We start from the raw sequence: 19,991 nt of genomic DNA, 5'->3' as shown, positions 1-19,991 counted from the left end.
GTCAGATATGTTAGTCTTTTTCGCGCTTTTCATCGTTAAAGAATAGTTTCCCCCTTGTGGGAGCCGATTAACTTATTCCATCCCCATCCAACAGGATATATTGAATGCAAAAAAAACAACCGACGTTCTCTTTTGATCAGTGTGAAGATGAACCCATTCACATCCCAGAGAGCATTCAAAGCTACGGTTTTTTGATCGCATTTAAAAGTAGTGATAAACAAATAGCGATAATAAGTGAAAACGTTAAATTGCTTTTCAAAGACAAAGAAGTAATAGGGAAGGATTTTCTCGACTTACTTCGGCCAGAGACTGAAGAAAAATCGTTTTTAGAAGACACCCTTAAACGCGCTGAACAAAACAAAATTCGTTTACCTATTCGCTTAACGCTTAACGAGGATTTATTAGAGCCTGATGTTGACGTTGAATATCTGGCAGTCGTTTATAGTAGTGGCGATTACTACGTTGTAGAACTCGAACCTTCAACTGAGTTTAGAAATACCTATAGCGCCGAGCAGTTTATCAAACTCTATGCGATGAGCATTGCGCCACGATTTAAGCAATTAACATCACTCCGAGATATGGCTCAGGAGATGGTAAGCACCATACGTTACCTGACTAACATGGATAGGGTGGTACTTTATAAATTCAATGAAGATCATTCTGGTCTAGTCATTGCCGAAGCCAAAGCGGATGATATTGACTCTTATCAGGACCTTTATTTCCCCGCTACTGATATTCCAAAGCAGGCACGGGAATTATATAAAACCAATTGGGTTCGTTTAACCCCAGATACCGAACTAGAAGCCTCGAAGCTCATTCCAACCATTGAAGAGTCGGGGCGTGAACCGCTGGATCTCTCACGTTCGCTGTTGCGTCGTTTTTCTCCTATACATTTACAATATATTAGAAACCAAGGTCTTCGTGCGTCGTTTAGCGTGTCTTTGGTCACTGATGGTGAGCTTTATGGCTTAATTTCCTGTCATCACCGGCAGCCCTGTTATATTCCTCAAGATGTTCGCCTACAGTGTGAGAATTTGAGTCAGTTATTTTCATGGCATTTACTGGCAAAAGAACAGGAAATTGCAAACGCCAAAAAGACCGATACGGAACGCTCAGTTGATAAAATGCTGGATAAAATAGGCCCCTCAAACCCTATTGGACGAGTTGTCAAAAGTGGTGAGAAAGCCTTTCTAGATGCGATGAATTGTAATGGATTCATCTATTTTTCTCAGTATGAAACTATCACATTAGGTAACACGCTTCCGATGGAAATGGTTAAAGATATTTTCACGGAAGCGAGTCGAGCCGAAGCCTTTCCCTATACTAATGACAATCTTTCAGCCGCTTGGCCTGAAGCGAAAAAGTATGGTATCGCGGGAGTCATGATTATCCCGCTTTTTGAGAAGAAGCGCTATTTCACGGCTTGGTTCCGCAAGGAAGAAAAACGCATACAAAAATGGATGGGTGCAGAAAATGAAAAATCAGAAGAAGCGCCTAAAGAACAACGATTAAAACCCCGCGCGTCATTTTCCATTCATGAAAGAGCGATCAATGACCGTTCCATACCCTTTGATAGTGCCGATATCGATACAGCGAATCGCTTGAACCGTATGTTTTTAGTGTACGCGCTGGATGTACAAGAGCGCATGCATATCAGTATTCAGGAACTGGAAAAGCAGGATCAATATCGAAATGAGTTCCTGGCGACACTGGCTCACGAGCTGCGAAATCCGTTGGGACCCATTATGTCGGGGGCGAGTATTTTAGAGTCTACCGATGACGAGGCGACTAAAAAGCGGGTGGGTGCCATTATTAGCCGGCAGGCTGAATACATGTCGAAATTGGTAAATGACCTAATGGATGTTTCGCGTATTACTCAGGGTAAAGTTAAACTCGAATTTGAACGGCTAAATATTCAAGATATTATTTCAGACTCGTTAGAAATGGTCGACCAGCATATCCGGGAGAAAAGTCATAATGTGGCTGTGGAGTACCTGAAAGAAGACGTTCCCGTATTTGGCGATCGCGCGCGTTTAAGCCAAATTTTTTCTAATATTATTCACAATGCTGCTAAATATACTGATCGCAACGGCCAAATATCAATTAGTGTTGAACAGGAAGCTAGCTTAGTTGTCGTGCGAATTACCGATAACGGATTGGGTATCCCGCAAGAACGTTTGCCCGATGTATTCAATATGTTTACACAGATTGAAGCGCATTCAACGCATACTAAAGGCGGCCTGGGAATAGGGCTGACTTTAGTCAGTAAACTAGTCGCATTACACCATGGCACTATAGCCGTCGAAAGTGAAGGCGAGGGCAAAGGTAGTACGTTTGAAATAAGACTTCCCGTATCTCAGTCAGCATATGACCAAACAACTTATACGGTGGCAGAGCCAAAAATAACGGCAAGAAAAAAAGTAATGTTTGTAGATGATAATGCCGATTTGGTAGATACCTATTGTTTACTGTGTGAAGCATTAGGCTTTGAAACTATCGGTATAGCGGATCCTAAAGATGCTGTTCGTGCATTTAAATCTTTCCGGCCGGACTGTGTTTTCCTCGACATTGGTATGCCTGAGATAGATGGCTATGAACTTTGTAAATTATTAAAAGTACTTCCTGAAGCAAAAGACGTCGAATTTTATTCGCAAAGTGGTTGGGGAGCGGATAAATATATAGAAGAATCAAAAGCCGCAGGCTTTTCCGCTCACTATGTGAAGCCCCTTACCAAAGAGACATTGGAAGCAATATTGACAAAATGGTGAGCAAATTTACCCATGCTATTGATGATTATAATCGGTATGCTAGATTGAAAAGGTCTTTTTCAATCATAAGAACAAACTATGAAATGGCCGAACCTTAAGCATCTGCATTATCTGGTAACATTACATCAGGAACAAAATTTTCATAAAGCAGCCCAGCGGTGTAGTGTCAGTCAATCTACACTGAGCACCGCCATCCAAAATCTTGAAGATCATTTCGGCTCACAGCTTCTGGAGCGTGAACATAAAACCTTTGTGTTCACCTCTTTAGGTCTGGACGTGGTTGAAAAATGCAAAGTATTGCTACAAGATGCCAGCGAGTTAGTTGAATTTGCTCAAAATGCCGGGCATTGGGATAGCGGTACGGTTAAACTCGGTGTAATACCAACCATCGCCCCCTTTCTTTTTGAAGGAATGATAGGCGGGTTTAAGTCTTTTCTGCCCAAGTTAACGGTAGAATTGCAGGAAGATACCACCGACAACCTGTTACTACAACTTACCGACGGAGAGCTAGATTTACTTATTTTAGCGTTGCCTATCGATACACCCGGATGTAAACAAATGGTGTTAGGACACGATCCGTTCCATCTTATTGCACACAAGGATTTGGCTGGGTCGTTACCAGATCCACTGGATATCCGGCTCCTACCAAAACGCAGCATATTCTTACTTCAACAAGAGCATTGTATGACCGGCCACGCGGTCAGCGCCTGCGGGTTACAGCACCAGGACCAAGTTAGTAACTTAGCCGCCAGCAGCCTATATACATTGGTGCAACTTGCCAACAGTAAGTTAGGCTACACATTCTTGCCCGAATTGGCACTAAACCAACAAATAATAACTAACACTGAACTAGTGGCATTGCCGGCTGAACAAGGAGCGTGGCGAGAAATTGGCTTGGTGTGGCGTGCAGGGACCACGCGTATGCAACTATTCAGGCGCATTGGTGAAATTGTGGCACCCTTACTCCCTCTTCCCACCCTCCGATAAATTTTTAAATTAAAACCAAACTTTTTAGTAGAGTGGCTCGACATTAAATAACAAGAAGTAGCATCAGCGTAACAATAATTAAGAGGGCACGCAGTGTTCGAGAGGCGGGATGAACAGCTGGTAAGTAAAGCATTAAAAGGCGATAGAAAGGCTTGGTTCGCTTTAATCAAGCGCTACGAGCAACCTATTTACCAGTACGGGATTAGGATGACGGGCAATACGCATGACGCTGCGGATTTAATGCAGGATATTTTTGTATCGGTGTTTAAAAGTCTGGCTAACTATAGGCATGAAGGGGCCTTTAAAGGTTGGTTGTTTAAAATTGCTCACTATCGTTGCATGGAATTTTATCGGCGTAAACGACCTCAGCAGTCATTAGATGAATGCCCAGAGCAAGAGTCTGAGGAGGAAGCTCCAGAGACCGGAATATTATCCAATGAATCAAGTAAACAGGTGTTAAGTGCGATGCAAAAATTACCTATAGCGCAAAAAGCGGTTGTTGAGCTTAAGTTTTTTCATCATTTCACATTCGAAGAGATCGCGCAGCAGTTAGGACTTTCTTCCAATACCGTAAAATCGAGACTGTATAGTGCTCTGAGTAGATTAAAACTGGATTTGGAGGTGGAAAATGCGTAATCCGGAGTACGAATCTTTAATTAGTAAGTGGCTGGAGAATAAGTTAACGACTGAGGAAAGCCTACGTTTCGACCAACTTTGTTTAGAGGACGAGATATTTGCTCAGCGGGTAGCGAACGCAAGTAGATTTACGTTGGCTGCTGACCAATTTGAACAGTTACCTTTGCCAGAATGGAATAAAGAAGCGACATTCTTCGAGACAAACGCTCAACCGCGATGGTGGCAACGCCAATGGATGCCGATGGCCTCAATGGCTATGTCTGTAGTAGCTATGGTGATGGTATTGTCAGGGTTTCAGGTACAAATGACAGACGGCAAAATGACCTTAGGATTTGATCGGGGGCCAGATGAGAAGGAAATAAATCAATTGGTAGCCAAGCGTTTGGACGAATACAAGGAATCTAATCAATTATTGCTTACTCAGTATATGGATGCAATGGCGAAACAGCAGCAGGAAAATGGTGCACAACTCACTCAATATCTACTGTCTTCCAGTAGACAAGAAAGACGGGAAGACTTCGCAGAGCTGGTTAAGTTTATAAACCAGCAACGTACGGACGACCAACGCTTTTATGCCCGTCAAATTAACGATCTTGAACAAGAAATTGAGGCAATAGGCAGTACCTATTCTGGCCTGAGCAGACCTTTGGAGACTTCCCATGAATAAACGTAAACTAAATTCAATTGCCGCATTGATGCTTACTGCCAGTTTTGGTTTTACCAGCTCGGTAGCAGTTGCAGCGAAAAATTACCCTGAATTGAAGAAAGAAATTCAGATTATGACAGGTGTATTAGATACTGCCCTTAAACAAAGCCGTGGAGAGAAAAGCATTCGCTATCGTTCCATAGAAGCCACATATTTGGTTAATCAGGGGGTAATTTACAATGTTTCAACGCGTAGCTCAGGCGTGGGAATAATAAATGGATTAAAAGAGTTGTTAGTGAGCATTCCGGATGCGTCTATGCCACCTAATGTTATTATCGCCGGCGATAATGGTATTGAAATTGATATGGATGGGGACTGGGAGCATTTTGCAGAAGAAACGGTGCAACGGTTTGAAGAAGCTTTTCGTGAACAACGCGAAGAGATGCGTGAGCTACGCAGTGAAGAGAGAGAACTTGCCTGGGAGCGGCGTGAGCTAGAACGAGGAAAGCGAGATTTACTTTTTGAACTAAGGCAGGCTGATGGTGCACGAAAAAAAGAAGTGCAACGTGAGCTGAAGGAAGTGGAACAGAAGTTGACTGAGTTCGATGCGCGTAAGCAGAAATTGTTAAAACATGCACGTGAAATTGAACGCAAACAAAAAGATAAACTTAATCAACGGAGAGAAGCGCAACGAAAAGCTTATAAGCAGTTCTTAGTAAACTTTGAGTCTAGCATTGGTGATGCACTTTGTCGTTTCGGTAGTGGCTTGCGCGGGCTGCCTGAGAATGAAAGTGTGAGTTTTGTTTTGAAAGATTTCAGCCGCAATGAGGCTGATCAGGCTATGGATCGCGTGTATGTTTTTTCACAGGAAAAAATTAAAAGCTGCGTTAAAGAAAAAATAAACTCATCGCAGTTGTTATCATCTGCTGCAGTGTATGAGTTCTGAAATAAATTTGGTCAGTATTCGATTACCTTGTAGTGGATTCTGGCCATTCCGATACATGGCTACTTTTGAGCTTCAAAATTTACCTACGACAAAACGTGCGACATCAATAAGGGAGTGACGAGGAGTAAAACTTCGTCATCGCCGCGAAAGTGGCGACCTCCGTCGCGCGAGGGGAGCGTGCAAAAAAGCGCTTTTTTGAATACCAACGAATAATTGGGAGGCTCCCGCTTTCGCGGGAGTGACGGGAAATAAGACTTCCGCCACAGCTAAGGGAGTGACGAGGAGTAAAACCTCGTCATCGCCACGAAAGTGGCGACCTCCGTCGCGCGAGGGGAGCGTGCTTAAAAGCACTTTTTTTGAATACCAACGAATAATTGGGAGGCTCCCGCTTTCGCGGGAGTGACGAGGAGTAAAACGTCGTCATCGCCACGAAAGTGGCGACCTCCGTCGCGCGAGGGGAGCGTGCAAAAAAGCGCTTTTTTTGAATACCAACGAATAATTGGGAGGCTCCCGCTTTCGCGGGAGTGACGGGAAATAAGACTTCCGCCACAGCTAAGAGAGTGACGGTAGAAAAAACTTCCGCCACCGCCAGGGGAGTGACGAGGAGTAAAACCTCGTCATCGCCACAAAAGTGGCGATCTCCATCGCGCGAGGGGAGCGTGTAAAAAAGCGCTTTTTTTGAATACCAACGAATAATTGGGAGGCTCCCGCTTTCGCGGGAGTGACGAGGAATAAAACTTCGTCATCGCCGCGAAAGTGGCGACCTCCGTCGCGCGAGGCGAGCGTGTAAAAAAGCGCTTTTTTTCGAATACCAGCGAATAATAGGGAGGCTCCCGCTTTCGCGGGAGTGACGGGAAATAAGACTTCCGCTATCGCTAGGAGAGTGACGGTAGAAAAAACTTCCGCCACCGCCAAGGGAGTGACGAGGAATAAAGCTTCGTCATCGCCGCGAAAATGGCGATCCTCATACTCGGAGACCTTCATTACGTACGAGCCAATAATAAAATGTTAGATATCGGAAGATGAGCTCATTAAAACTAAATGTAGGGGCAAAAAAAAGCCACATATGTTTACACAAATGTGGCTTTAAGATTTATCTATGGCGCTGATGATTAGCTTTTTGCACCAGAAATATCGCCGCCGCTATGCAACCAATCTGCATGTTTGGGCGCTTGTTTGGTTTTAGACCATTCTTCCAGCATATCGGGTGCAACACGTTTTAATTCTTCCAGCATACCAGGCTTGGCCGTATTGGCCGCCAGTTCGATACGATGGCCGTTAGGATCGAAAAAGTAAATTGACTTAAAGATAGTGTGGTCTGTCGGACCCAATACGCTAACGCCATTACTTTCTAACTTTTCTTTCGCAGCCAAAAGTTCATCCATGCTGTCTACTTCAAACGCAATGTGTTGTACCCAGGCTGGGGTATTGGTATCGCGCCCCATCTCTGGGGAGTTAGGTATTTCAAAAAACGCCAAGACATTGCCCATCCCAGCGTCAAGGAAAACGTGCATATAGGGATCGGGTTCTTTGGTTGAAGGTACTTCGTTTTCAGCAATAGCAAGCTGAAAATCCATGCCTAACAAGTCACGATAAAAAGTAACTGTCTCTTTGGCATCCTTACAGCGATATGCAACGTGATGAATACGTTTAATCGTCATTAGGCAACCTCGTCTTTTTTCTTAATCACACCCCGATTTAACTGATCACGTTCGATAGACTCAAATAAGGCTTTAAAGTTACCTTCACCAAAACCTTCATCTTCTTTACGCTGAATAAACTCAAAAAATACTGGTCCAAGCATGTTTTCAGAGAAAATTTGCAGCAATAAACGAGGCTTCTCACCTTCGGTTGTTCCATCAAGTAAAATACCACGAGATTTTAACTCTTCGGTAGGTTCACCATGTCCAGGTAAACGTTCTTCCAGCATTTGGTAATAGGTTTCAGGGGGCGCTGTCATGAACTTCATACCTTGCTTCTTCAAGCGATCCCAACATTCAAGCAAATTGTCGCAAGAAAAAGCGATGTGCTGAATGCCTTCGCCGTTATACTTCATCAAGTATTCTTCGATCTGACCGCCACCGCCAGCTGCTTCTTCGTTTAAAGGAATACGAATTTTGCCATCTGGCGCTGTCATCGCTTTTGAAAGCAAACCGGTATATTCACCCTTAATATCGAAATAGCGAATTTCACGGAAATTGAACAACTTAGTATAATAGTTTGCCCAGTACTCCATTCGACCACGGTATACGTTATGTGTAAGGTGATCTAAGGTATGGAATCCACAACCTTCAGGCCTACGGTCAACACCTTCAATCCATTCAAAATCGATATCGTAGATGCTTTCACCTTCTTTATAACGGTCAATCAGATAAAGGGTGGCGCCACCGATACCTTTTATTGCAGGTAAGCGAAGTTCCATGGGGCCAGTATGTACCTCAACAGGTTGTGCACCTTTTTTAAGTACTTCTTTATAAGCGTATTGCGCGTTCTTAACTCGGAAAGCCATGCCACAAGCACCCGCACCATGCTCTTCAGCATAGTAGGCTGCGTGACTTTTAGGTTCGTAATTGGTAACAAAGTTGATGTCGCCTTGACGCCATAATTCTACTTGCTTAGATTTATGTACAGCAACCTTAGTGAACCCCATTGACTCAAATACGGGTTCCAGAATGCCTTTTTCTGGCGCGGAAAATTCAACAAACTCAAATCCATCCAATCCCATTGGGTTTTCAAATAAATCAGCCATACTACTCCCCTCTATCTCGTTATAAGTATTAACCATAGTCCCCAGCCACAGAAAAAAAGAAAGTGCGGATGAAAGCTAATAGTTGCAATGGCAACCAATTTAGTTGCAACAACAACTATTGTCAAATATGCTCAGTGCCAGGGGTTAAAGTGGTGGAAACTATATAGGACACTGTATGTCGAGTGAGAACAACGATTCGATTTTGAAACTTGAGCGCTTTTTGCCCTACCGTTTGTCCATATTGTCAAACAAAGTCAGTAGCTTGGTTGCTGATATATATAAAGATAAATTCGCTATCTCTATCACGGAATGGCGCATTATGGCGGTGTTGGGGGAATATCCGGATATTTCTGCCGATGAAATCAGCGCCAAAACACAAATCGAAAAGTCTATTTTAAGCCGTTCAGTAAGTAAATTGCTTAAGCGAAAGCTTATAGAAAGGGATATGGCAGAAGATGATAAGCGCCGCTCGGTCATCCGCTTGTCTACCACGGGGAAGTCAGTTTATGACGAAATTGTTCCTCTTTCTTATGAATATGAACGTGCATTGCTAAAATGTTTTACTAAGGAAGAGCAAGCGCAATTCAGTGCCTTAATTGACCAGCTATACGAGCATGCGAGTTCTTTGCAAATCTGAAAGATTAACGTTACCAGGGAAAGAAACGATCGCACAAGATAGTTCGTTTGCGCTCGCCTGCGTAGGATGCTTTCCTCAAATCGCCTGTTAATTCATTGCTACGTGTTTGTCTGCTTTCTCACCAATCGGCTCGCGCAAAGGTAATCTAAGTCTATTGGCACAACGTTGTTCGAGCGAGTGAACGTGCAGGGAAGGGGAGCGCAACTACATAAATTAAATAGCGATTGCGCTGGCGGAATGAGCCTCGCCATCTTTGAGTCAATAATGTGCGAATATAGACAGATATAGATTGTCTATATCTCTTCCCACGACGCTTTTGATTCGGTGAAAAGATGTTGTTTAATTTTTAATGTTTAATGTTTAATTTTTAATTTTACAGCGCCTGTATCAAGCAAACTAACCGGAATATAAGTTCGTATATCATCATTTTGTCCGGGGAGTGGAGATCCGCATCGGCTACAAAAACTGGTTTGCCAATCGTGGCCTGGTTTTTCCCATGTTGTTATCAGTTCTTTACCTTGTATCCATTTAAAATCGTCGTTAAGGATAATTGAAACCGCTATTCCAGCGCTTCCTGTTGACTTGCGACAAATTGAGCAGTGACAAATATACACGTCTCGTATGTTTGTTGAGCAATGAAACTTCACCCTTCCGCAATTACATGAGCCCTGCGTCATTTACGTTGCTCCTTCCTTTATTTATTGGGTAGTGTAGCGAACTTATAGCATTAAAAAAGGCCTCGAATGAGGCCTTGACGGAGCAAATAGAAATAATTTAATAGACGTGCTTGCCAGAAAAGCCGCCCACAATGGTTTTAAGAATGATTTTTAAATCAAACCACACTGACCATCTGTGCATGTAATCTAAGTCGTATTCAACACGTTTAGCCATTTTGTTAACGGTTTCGGTTTCGCCACGAAGTCCGTTAATCTGAGCCCAGCCAGTGATACCCGGACGAACTTTATGTCGTAGCATATAACCGGTAATTAATTTTCGGTATTGTTCGTTGTGCGCGACGGCATGAGGACGTGGCCCTACAATGGACATACGTCCCTGCAAAACGTTTATAAATTGGGGAAGTTCATCTAACGAGGTACGGCGTAAAAAGGCACCTAACTTCGTTACGCGGGGATCATTCTTCGTTGCTTGCTTAACCACAGCCCCATTATCCTGTGTACACATGGAACGAAATTTATACACAGTAATTTCCTTACCGTCCAATCCGTATCGTTTTTGCTTAAAGATAGCGGGACCCGGTGAGGTCAATTTAACGGCCGCCGCGATAAGTAACATCGGAATCGCGAGAACTGCAAGAATGGCTGTGCTTACTACAACGTCTTCAATCCGCTTAAATACATCGTTAGCACCTTGGAAAGGCGTATCGTAAACACTTAACGCCTGAACATTGCCAACCGTCTGCCAGCGCGAATTCAATAAAGAGTACATAAAGAAATTAGGAATAAGATACACGTTCGCCGTAGTATCACTACACTTTTCAAGAATAGCTTTAATTCTGTCTTCTGCGGAAGTAGGTAGTGCAATATAGATGTAATCAACCTGGTGATTTTTTGCCATCTCAATTGCCTGTTCAATATTCCCTTTTATCTGATCTTGAAAGTTCTGTGCGTCGCGATCTTCGATACGGTCATCAAACACGCCTTTAAAATTGATACCTAACTGGTCATTTTCGACCATTTGCAACGCCATATTGTAACCCACTTGGTTGGCGCCAATAATAATAGCGGTACGTGTATTCATGCCACTTTTGCGAATTTTAAACAAAATCTGGCGCATACCGATTCTCCACGTAAGTAGAAGAATCAACGATGTTCCGAACCACACAGATACCATTTCAGGTGAAAGTGTTAAACTGTAGGCCAAAAAATACCCAATGGTTAACGTTGCTACACAGCTTACCAGCCAGGTCATTGCGCTACAGCGAAGCATCGAGGTCGTGTGGCTACTGCGCCAGGAACGGTACAAGTCAAATCCCTCAGCGGTAAGTTGAAAGGTAACCACGTTCACGAATAGTAGAATAAGCGCCGTGGTACTCACCCCTAGGTCATAATAAAACATTGCTAGATAAAAGCAGAACGTAATGAGGGATAAGTCAATCAAACGATACAAAGTAGAGAAACTACTTTGGTAGTAACCCTTAACACCCTTATCATCGACTTTTTTCGTCATGGTGTTGCTAATTAGCGTCTGACTGTCAAGTAAATTAAATTTCATTTTTCAAGTGCTCCGCGTGATAAACCAGATAATACGAGGTCTGGGTGGAAAAAAGCATCATTTCCGAAGACTTCCAATTTCATGCTTACCCAATACGAAAGCAACAAATGTTCCAGTTTTTAGAAGGCGTAGATCAAACGCTAAAACGTGACGAAGTGCAATTAAATTTTTTTCCTAATTTTCGAGCGTTAGCGGCACATTGCAAAAGTTTAATAATCATTGCCTGAGATTTGGTATCAAATTGAAGGTAATTTTTAGTAGTAAGGCTGTACGAAAATTACGCGGATTTGTAAATTCGTTAACTGGCATACTATTCGCATGCATCTTTCTAGATAAATGTTCTATATTTGAGAAATGTGCTATCCAGCTAACCAATAACGCGCTTTGGCTATGGATCTAGAACGTTTTTCGATTAAAACCCCAATAATGCGAGATAACATGATAAAACGGACTTACGGCGTCATCGCCCTTACGATTGCAATTTCACCTCCCGTTTTTACACAAGAAGACGGGCGTATCCAGCTTGGTAATTTTGATCTGATTCCTGAGCTTAATTCCCAGCTTTCATATATAGACAATGTCACCTATGCCAGCGACGGTGAGGAAAGTATATCGAGCTGGAGAAGTATTGTAGCGCCAGAATTAAATGCTATAACGCGCTTTAGTACGCATGAATTAGGGTTAGCTTATCGCATTGAGCGGGGTGATTATTTTGATAGCGATGCTGATAACTACACCGATCATCTTATTCGTCTATATGGTGACTTTGAGTTTGGTAGCCGTCATCGCTTTGATGCTATAGCAACATATGAAGACGGACACGATGAACGGGGGCGCAGATATTCTAATGGCAATGCCCGTTCATTAACCGAGGTTGATACCTGGAACAACTCCGGTATCGATGGCGTTTACTCATTCGGCGCTTTGTCCGCGCGGGGAAGGCTTGACTTAAAGGCTGGGTACTCTTCCTTAGATTACGACAAAGGCATTGGAACGTATCTGTTTAGAGACAGAGATTATACCGACATAGGGGCGGCGTTCGCATATAAAATCGGTGGTCACGCGCGGGCTGTGATCGAAATTGGGACGACCGATATTTCTTACGATAACGCAGCCGATCCATCTAACCCGCTAGACAGTGTCGAGCAGAGTGTAATGGCGGGCGTGACCTGGCGGGCGAGCGCTACAACTAAAGGATTTGCGAAAGCGGGTTATAAAGAAAAAGATTTTGATTCGGCCCTTCGTGAAGACTTTTCCGGCGCCGAATGGGAGGTGGGTGTAAAGTGGAGCCCGTTAACCTACTCTCACTTCGAATTAGCGACCAGCACCGATACTCGCGAAACCACGTCTGATGCAGATTTTATTGAAACCCGAGATTACCGAGCAACTTGGAATCATGAATGGGTCGAGCGATTTTCAACCAAGACTGCCTTCGTTTATTTTCAAGATGAATACGTAGGTCCCCCAACCGCTGAACGAACCGACGACGTGACACGGGTGGACTTGTCAGCGGATTACCAATTTAGACGATGGTTGTTATTCGGTATTTTTTACCAGTTTAGTAATCGAGATAGTGATCGTGAAGATGTCACCTTCGATAGAAATGTCTATGGTATAAGTGCAAGGGTCACGCTTTAATGCAAAAACCAATAAATAGCCTGCTCCTCAGCATCGTAATGTTTTGCGCATTTACGGCTTGCGCTCAGCAAGGCAATTTAAACATGAGTCAATACCGACTTGGTGTGGGAGATAAAATCTCAATAAGTGTTTTTGGGCAGCAAGATTTATCGTTAGAAACGCGTCTGCCCGATATTGGGAAAATCAATTATCCATTTTTAGGTGAGCTTGAACTGGTGGGGCTCACACTTTCTGAAGTAGAAAAGTTGATTTACCAAGGGCTAAAAGGAGACTATCTGATTAACCCTTCCGTGGCAGTTACGATAATTGAATATCGCCCTTTTTTTATTGACGGGGAAGTCAAGCAGCCTGGCGGTTATCCATACCAACCCGGGTTATCCGTAAATAAAGCTGCTGCTCTGGCGGGTGGCTATACCGAACGGGCATCCCGTTCAGATATCCAGATTGTGCGCCATCAAAATGGTCAGCAGATCACGCTTGAAGTAAGTGTGAGTGAGCTTATTCAGCCCGGCGATGTCATTACCGTGCAACAACGCTTTTTCTAGCCCCACTCGAAATCAAAGAATCCGCGAATATATTCGCCCAATAACGAGGATGTACTAGCTATGTCAATAAAAATGAGGGATCAGATTCAAGGTACCATCCTTGATGATGAGACCATCGATTTTGCGCATTATTGGCAAGTGTTTAAACGCTATGCTGGGCGTATCATTTTGCTGGCAATTTTGTTTACTGTTCTGATCGGCTTAATAGTAATGAGAATGACGCCACAATACACCGCCACGGCGTCGCTTTTGATTGAATCACAACAGGCTAATGTCACTTCTATTGAAGAAGTCTACCGCACTGATACCACGCGTAAAGAGTATATGCAGACGCAATATGAAATTCTCCAATCACGCCAGGTAGCGGAGCGGGCAGTTGAAGAATTAGACCTGGCAAATAACCCACATTTTTTGCCTATAACGAAAGACAAGTTTGTCGTGGTGGACAAAGTAAAAGAATGGGTTAAGAAAAACGTTCCCTTTATTTCTCAGCGTGAAAAGCCACAACTCTCTGATGATGAACGCGCGCTAAAACGTAAGAAAGCTGCGGTAAATAAGCTTATGAAGTCAGTTTCTTTATCGTTAGTAGAAAATACGCAAGTGATTGAAATTAGGGCGGTAAGTTCATCACCAGGATTAGCCGCACAAATCGCCAACACGATGGGTGATGTATACGTCGAAAATTATCTTCAGGCTAAAGTAGATATGACAGCCAAAGCCACATCATTTCTCAATGAAAGTATGGAAGGGTTACGCGACAAGCTAAGCTTTGCTGAGAAAAAACTGGCAGATTTTTACGAAAAAAATCAGTTGGTTAATTTGTCAAATGGCGTGGTGGGACTGGCAGCTACGGAATTGGAAGAGTTAAGCAGTCAGTTAATAAGTGCACAGGATACGCTCAAAAAGAACCGAACAATTTACAACCAGACGCAACGCAACGGAACCGACTATAATGCTCTTGCAAGGCTGCCTGAGGTATTAAATCACGCTAATATTCAAAATGTCCGCAAGCAGGAAGCCGAGGCATTGCGAAGGGTGTCCGAACTAAATAATGTGTATGGTCCCAAACACCCGAAAATGGAGGCTGCCAATGCGGAATTGAAATCGGTACGCGATACGTTGCAAAGGCAAATACACGATTTGATTTCTAGTATTACCACTCAATATCAGGCTTCTCAAGACAGAGTAGCTAACCTTCAGGAAGAGGTGGCTAAAGCTAAGGCTGAGTACCGTCGCTTGTCAAATTTAGAAAATCGGCGTCGTGCTTTACAACGGGACGTAGATATCAATCAACAACTTTATGATTCCATGTTTCAACGCTTAAAAGAAACCAGCGAACTAAGTGGTTTTAAATCGGTTAATGCGCGTATTCTTGACCCCGCTGTGCCACCGACCAACCCTACCAAACCAAACAAAAAACTTATGATAAGTTCTGCATTTATTATTAGCTTTGGTTTTGGGATTCTTTTAGCGTTTATAATTGAGGCACTCAATAGCGGTGTGCGTTCGGTGGAAGATGTGGAGAAAAAGCTAGGACAACGCATGCTTGGGCTTATTCCGCTTCTCAGTCGTCGACGCAAGCAGGACATACCGTTACGTGCATACTTCGATAACAAATTCCATCAGTTTTCTGAGGCGGTCAGAACGTTACGTACTAGTCTATCCCTGATGAATATTGAAAAACAAAATCAAGCTATATTGGTGACCTCTAGCGTACCCAAGGAGGGCAAAACGACGGTTTCCGTAAATCTCTCTTTTGCCTTAGGGCAGCTTGATAGAGCTATTTTGATAGATGCTGACTTACGCCGTCCAGCTATAGGCAAACGATTTGGCGTGCCTAACTATCAACCTGGATTATCTAATTTGATTATGAAAACACATTCGTTCAAAGAATGTCTGGTACATGATGAACCATCTGGGCTAGATTTGATATGTGCGGGCACTATCCCTTCTAATCCGCAGGAGCTGCTAGCCGGTGATGGCTTCCGCGCCTTGATCAACTATCTTAAAAAGCACTATAAATATGTAGTAGTGGATACCGCGCCAACACAAGCGGTAAGTGATGCTATGGTGGTGTCCAAAGCATGCGACTCAGTTATTTATGTGGTGCGAGCCGATAGCACCAGTGAAAAGATGATAATCAACGGATTAGGTCGTTTTCTGCAAGTTGGGCATCGGGTAGATGGTGTCGTGCTTAATCAAGTGGATTTGCGAAAGTCAGATGTATCTGAACGCTACGGTGGATTTTATGATCAATACGGATACAACAACGGACAGTCTTAGGGAGGGGATGTGATAGATGTTCACAGCCACATCATTCCCGGAATTGACGATGGTGCAAGAAACATCGAAACGTCACTCGCGATGGCGCGCCAGACACTCCAGGCCGGGGTAAACCATCTAGTTTGTACTCCTCACATCCACTGGGGACATTTCGACAACACCACAGAAATTATCCAATCCGGGTTTAAACAGTTGCAACAGGAAGTTAATGCTGCTGGTATTGAACTTACTCTTTCGTATGCGGGAGAAGTCAGGGTAAACGAAATGGTCCCGATTTGGGCTAAGGAAAAAAAATTACCGTTTATGGGTAAATGGAAAGATCGCGACGTTTTATTATTGGAAATGCCCCACAGCCACATACCCAGTGGGTTAGATCAATTAGTTCGATGGCTGCTTAACGAAGATATCCAACCATTAATCCCCCATCCTGAACGGAACCGCGATATATTAAAATCACCCGAAAAAGTGCAATGGTTGCGCAATTTGGGATGCTTGTTGCAAGTAACCGCCGGAGCGTTTACGGGTACCTTCGGAACCAGGGTGGAAGATTTGGCTTTTGTCATGTTAGATAATAATCAAATTGATCTGGTGGCTTCCGATACGCATGACACCAAACGCCGCCCGAACGAAATGGGAGAAGCGAGACATCTTGTCAGTCAGCATATTGGTGAGGATATTGCCCAGCGATTGTTTAACGATACACCCGCCAAAATTGTTTTATACAGCTGATATTAAAGCGTTCCAATCGGGATCGGACCAAGATGAACGTTAACCCGTAGAATGCTATTGCCGGGAGGGACTCAATCAACATAGCAGCCAGCAAAGCATACCTGCCGAAGGGTGCATGACCCAAAGGCATAGTGCATATAATTCAAAAGATAAAAATTAGGTCGCTAAATACTTCAACAATAAAGTGGTGCAGTCTATCCCGTGCGCTGAGTAAACTTATACAAATATAGCGTCAACCTTGGGGCGCATGTAGATAAACAAAACAGGTTCATTTAAAAAATGAACCCACAAGGCGTCTTGTTTGTGCGGTAAGAATGCCATATCGGTTAATCTCGTTGGTCCGCTCAACCTTGTTTACTTATGACCATACTAAGTTGATGACTGAAAATTCGTCGCCTATTAACAACAATAATAGGCCACATTAGAAAGGTAGGATAATATAGCAAAACATCTTCCGACATCGATATGCTCCGGTTATTCGCGAAGACCCATTTTGTTACAGTTCTGTTGGCATAGAACATGAATAAAAGTTAACGTTGTACAATTGATAACGCTGCGGGGCCAGCTGTTGAAATAGCACTTTAGTGCAGCTTCACGTCAACACACGCCACTCTTGGCGTATTCAATCTTGAAGTAGCTAGTTTGATAGGGAAAGTCCTCATGCCTTACACTTCCAGGCACGTCGTATTCATCATCAATTCGCTGGAAGGCGGTGGTGCCGAAGGGGTTATGTGTCGACTTCTTGGCATCATGCAATCATACTTTACCGAACAGCATGCGAAAGTGTTTTTGGTATTGCTGGATGATGTTGCGCAAGCATACGGCGCCCCTGAATATGTTGAGAAAGTAGTATTGAACTCTAACGGCAGTTTGCTGAAAGGATTTTCGCTTTTACAGTCAACTTTGAAAAAAATACAACCCGCGCTCTGTTTTAGCTTTTTAACCCGCGCTAACGTGCTTAATGTCGTACTTTCTAAACGCATAGGTTATGCGGCGTTTATCTCTGAACGCGTAGCCACCAGTAGCCATTTTGCCCATGGCCTTAAAAGCATGATCAGTAAAGCATTGGTTCGATTTACTTACCCCAAGGCAGATAGAATTGTCGCCTGCTCCGCGGGCGTTGAGGCGGATTTAATCAAGAACTTTGGTGTGCCAAAGAGCAAGACCGCGATTTTGTACAATCCCTATGAAATGGAAGCTATAGTAACGAAAGCGGCCGAGCCCGTAGCAGACTTACCGACCAATCCTTATATTGTTGCCACCGGGAGACTCGCTACAATTAAAAACTTTTCGATGTTAATCACATCCTTCGCTCGTTCATCAACGCCATTTGATTTGGTTATTCTTGGGCAGGGTGAATTAGAAGAAAAACTTAAAACCCAAGCTAAGGATTTAGGTGTAGAGAAGCGAGTTCATTTTCTAGGGTTTAAAAAGAACCCGTATCCTTACGTAAAACAGGCGCAATTTTTTGTATCAACTTCTAACGCTGAAGGCTTTCCCAATGCAATTGTAGAGGCTATGTGCCTTAGCAAAGCAATATTGGCGACCAATTGCGAGTCTGGACCGGCAGAAATTATTGCGGATCAGTACCCATTAGATTTAAGCGGCTTCAGTCCATCAAAATTTGGCTGTTTAAGTCCGGTAAATGATGAAGCCAGTTTTACCCAGGGGATTAATTTTTTAAGCGACAAAAATCAGCAAGCTCGGTTCGGTGCGTTAAGTCGGATCCGCGCAGATGATTTCAGTAATGAGATTTTTGAACGTAAGATGATAGATCTTATTGAAGGCCATAACCCCAAAGAGACAAGCCCTTATGTTCGCGCTGGTTAAAGTGGTTTTTGCGCTTATCAGCGCGTTTCTGGTATACAAAACGATTTCAAAGCAATGCAACAAATATCTGGCATTTGTCGTCGTTGCATTATGGCTACGCTTTACGCTGTCTGCTTTTCATAACGTAACATATGAACCTGTTTTTGCGGGTTTTTCCATGAATGCATTAGCCTCTATCGGTATTGCCTTCGCTGGTTTACTTTTACTTCCCAGAAAAATAATAGCACTTCGTTCCCTATTCTGGCTCTATGTATTTTTAGCGAGCATCGTAATCAGTGGGTTGCTCAACATGCGCGTAATGGGTCTGATTAACGTTTTGGTTAAATGGGGCGTGTTCCTGGCTATTGCTGGCGCGCTTTTCATGGCGATTCGCAGGACCGGTAAGGATATCGCGCTCCGTAACGTACTCGTGGCGTTTTTCTTGCCGGTGTCATTACAAATTATGTCGGTATTACTTGGTGAAGTGAAAGCCACAGAAGCTGATGGATCTGCCAGTTATATCGGTGGTTACAATCACGAAGCCGCTTTTTCGATGATTATCGCCAGCTTTACCCTGGTCGTGGGGCTTACCTCACCCAAAGCTTTTCGTTATCGTGCACTATTCTTTGTTGTGGGCTGTGTACTGGTGATATTGGCTAACTACCGCACCTCTATTCTGGCTATATTGCCTATGGCTGCGATGTTTGCATTCACACTTTTTGAAACAAAGGTGGCGGTAAAGCATAAGCCAGTATTCTACGTATTGTCGCTATTTAGTATCGCTTTAGGTTTTTTGACATTGTCTTACACTATGCAAGATCGATTCGGTGATATTTTCATTTTCTTAAGTAGCTGGCACGATCTATTAAAAGCGCCTGAGTATTATTCAGAAGCGGAAAAAGATATTTTCTCCGCCAGAGTCTATATCTGGAGTTTGTATATCCACGCTTATTTTTTAGCTGATCCGATCAATCAGATATTTGGTATGGGGCCGGAATCCTGGAATGGGGTTTTCAAAAAGTACGCACACAACACGTACGTGTCTTACTTATACGAATACGGAATTGTAGGAGTAGTGACTTTCCTAATCGCTGTGGGAAGCTTTCTTCTGCAAACTTTTAAAACAAATGATCGTAGATATGCCTGGCTACTCTTTTCCTCGCTGATTGGCTTTTTAATCATGAACCTAGCCACAATGCCTCTTTGGAATATTGAAGGGCTACTACTTTATGCATTACTAATTGGTGTAATCATTTCACCGGTCAGGAACGTCACGAAAGTCCAAGCGAAAAATTCGCGAGAACCGTCAAACTTGGCCCGGAATTAGCTAGTGATATTAGCTAGAGATGTACATATTGTTTGAATAATTTAAGCCCTTAAGGCATA

General features: G+C 43.4%; 17 protein-coding genes. 12 read left to right on the top strand and 5 right to left on the bottom strand.

All coding sequences use genetic code 11. The features are described 5' to 3' along the window. Positions 1–104: 104 nt before the first annotated feature. The 5 genes from OPS28_RS01140 to OPS28_RS01120 all read left to right on the top strand — a co-directional run bounded on the left by OPS28_RS01140 (position 105) and on the right by OPS28_RS01120 (position 5,983). Entirely contained in the window at positions 105–2,768 is a 2,664-nt protein-coding gene (locus OPS28_RS01140; RefSeq protein ID WP_265607587.1) for an ATP-binding protein, read from the top strand. Between the two features lie 78 nt (positions 2,769–2,846). Then, a complete protein-coding gene (locus OPS28_RS01135) occupies positions 2,847–3,755 on the top strand; it encodes a hydrogen peroxide-inducible genes activator (protein ID WP_265607586.1) in 909 nt (302 codons plus the stop codon). A gap of 93 nt (positions 3,756–3,848) precedes the next feature. Beyond that, positions 3,849–4,391, top strand: coding sequence for an RNA polymerase sigma factor (locus OPS28_RS01130; RefSeq protein WP_265607585.1), 543 nt, complete (start codon positions 3,849–3,851; stop codon positions 4,389–4,391). Continuing rightward, positions 4,384–5,058, top strand: a complete 675-nt coding sequence (locus OPS28_RS01125; RefSeq protein ID WP_265607584.1) for a hypothetical protein — start codon at positions 4,384–4,386, stop codon at positions 5,056–5,058. Before OPS28_RS01130 ends, OPS28_RS01125 begins: the two co-directional genes overlap by 8 nt. Beyond that, positions 5,051–5,983: a hypothetical protein gene (locus tag OPS28_RS01120; RefSeq protein WP_265607583.1), complete on the top strand. Its 933-nt coding sequence runs from the start codon at positions 5,051–5,053 to the stop codon at positions 5,981–5,983. The genes OPS28_RS01125 and OPS28_RS01120 overlap by 8 nt, the downstream gene beginning before the upstream one ends. A 552-nt stretch (positions 5,984–6,535) precedes the next feature. Here the strand turns inward: OPS28_RS01120 and OPS28_RS01115 are convergent. The 3 genes from OPS28_RS01115 to hppD all read right to left on the bottom strand — a co-directional run bounded on the left by OPS28_RS01115 (position 6,536) and on the right by hppD (position 8,732). After that, positions 6,536–6,967: a hypothetical protein gene (locus tag OPS28_RS01115; protein ID WP_265607582.1), complete on the bottom strand. Its 432-nt coding sequence runs from the start codon at positions 6,965–6,967 to the stop codon at positions 6,536–6,538. 128 nt (positions 6,968–7,095) lie between these two features. Next, positions 7,096–7,644, bottom strand: a complete 549-nt coding sequence (locus OPS28_RS01110) for a VOC family protein (RefSeq protein WP_265607581.1) — start codon at positions 7,642–7,644, stop codon at positions 7,096–7,098. Then, positions 7,644–8,732, bottom strand: coding sequence for a 4-hydroxyphenylpyruvate dioxygenase (gene hppD / locus OPS28_RS01105; protein WP_265607580.1), 1,089 nt, complete (start codon positions 8,730–8,732; stop codon positions 7,644–7,646). The genes OPS28_RS01110 and hppD overlap by 1 nt, the downstream gene beginning before the upstream one ends. A 175-nt stretch (positions 8,733–8,907) precedes the next feature. Between hppD and OPS28_RS01100 the strand changes: the two genes are divergently transcribed. After that, on the top strand, positions 8,908–9,369 hold the full coding sequence (locus tag OPS28_RS01100; protein WP_265607579.1) for a MarR family winged helix-turn-helix transcriptional regulator: 462 nt from the start codon (positions 8,908–8,910) through the stop codon (positions 9,367–9,369). A 353-nt stretch (positions 9,370–9,722) separates the two neighbouring features. On the opposite strand, the gene OPS28_RS01095 is transcribed toward OPS28_RS01100, so the two are convergent. Beyond that, positions 9,723–10,046, bottom strand: coding sequence for a GFA family protein (locus tag OPS28_RS01095; protein WP_265607578.1), 324 nt, complete (start codon positions 10,044–10,046; stop codon positions 9,723–9,725). Positions 10,047–10,143: 97 nt separating this feature from the next. Continuing rightward, positions 10,144–11,556 (bottom strand): undecaprenyl-phosphate glucose phosphotransferase, encoded by a 1,413-nt coding sequence (locus OPS28_RS01090; protein ID WP_332017547.1) that lies wholly within the window; start codon positions 11,554–11,556, stop codon positions 10,144–10,146. Positions 11,557–12,039: 483 nt separating this feature from the next. Here OPS28_RS01090 and OPS28_RS01085 point away from each other — a divergent pair, with 483 nt between their 5' ends. From OPS28_RS01085 to OPS28_RS01060, 6 genes are all read left to right on the top strand, one after another. Then, positions 12,040–13,239: an outer membrane beta-barrel protein gene (locus OPS28_RS01085; RefSeq protein ID WP_265607576.1), complete on the top strand. Its 1,200-nt coding sequence runs from the start codon at positions 12,040–12,042 to the stop codon at positions 13,237–13,239. Positions 13,240–13,322: 83 nt separating this feature from the next. Then, entirely contained in the window at positions 13,323–13,784 is a 462-nt protein-coding gene (locus OPS28_RS01080; protein ID WP_442863959.1) for a polysaccharide biosynthesis/export family protein, read from the top strand. Between the two features lie 60 nt (positions 13,785–13,844). Beyond that, positions 13,845–16,067 carry a GumC family protein gene (locus OPS28_RS01075; RefSeq protein WP_265607574.1) on the top strand — a complete coding sequence of 741 codons (2,223 nt, stop codon included), beginning with the start codon at positions 13,845–13,847 and terminating at the stop codon, positions 16,065–16,067. A 9-nt stretch (positions 16,068–16,076) separates the two neighbouring features. Next, positions 16,077–16,796: a tyrosine-protein phosphatase gene (locus OPS28_RS01070; RefSeq protein WP_265607573.1), complete on the top strand. Its 720-nt coding sequence runs from the start codon at positions 16,077–16,079 to the stop codon at positions 16,794–16,796. A gap of 660 nt (positions 16,797–17,456) precedes the next feature. After that, positions 17,457–18,626, top strand: a complete 1,170-nt coding sequence (locus tag OPS28_RS01065) for a glycosyltransferase (protein ID WP_265607572.1) — start codon at positions 17,457–17,459, stop codon at positions 18,624–18,626. After that, on the top strand, positions 18,610–19,932 hold the full coding sequence (locus tag OPS28_RS01060) for an O-antigen ligase family protein (RefSeq protein ID WP_265607571.1): 1,323 nt from the start codon (positions 18,610–18,612) through the stop codon (positions 19,930–19,932). Before OPS28_RS01065 ends, OPS28_RS01060 begins: the two co-directional genes overlap by 17 nt. Positions 19,933–19,991 lie beyond the last annotated feature (59 nt).

The organism is Alteromonas sp. ASW11-130 (assembly GCF_026183735.1).
Taxonomy (GTDB): domain Bacteria; phylum Pseudomonadota; class Gammaproteobacteria; order Enterobacterales; family Alteromonadaceae; genus Alteromonas.
This window is presented reverse-complemented; position numbering and strand designations above follow the sequence as displayed.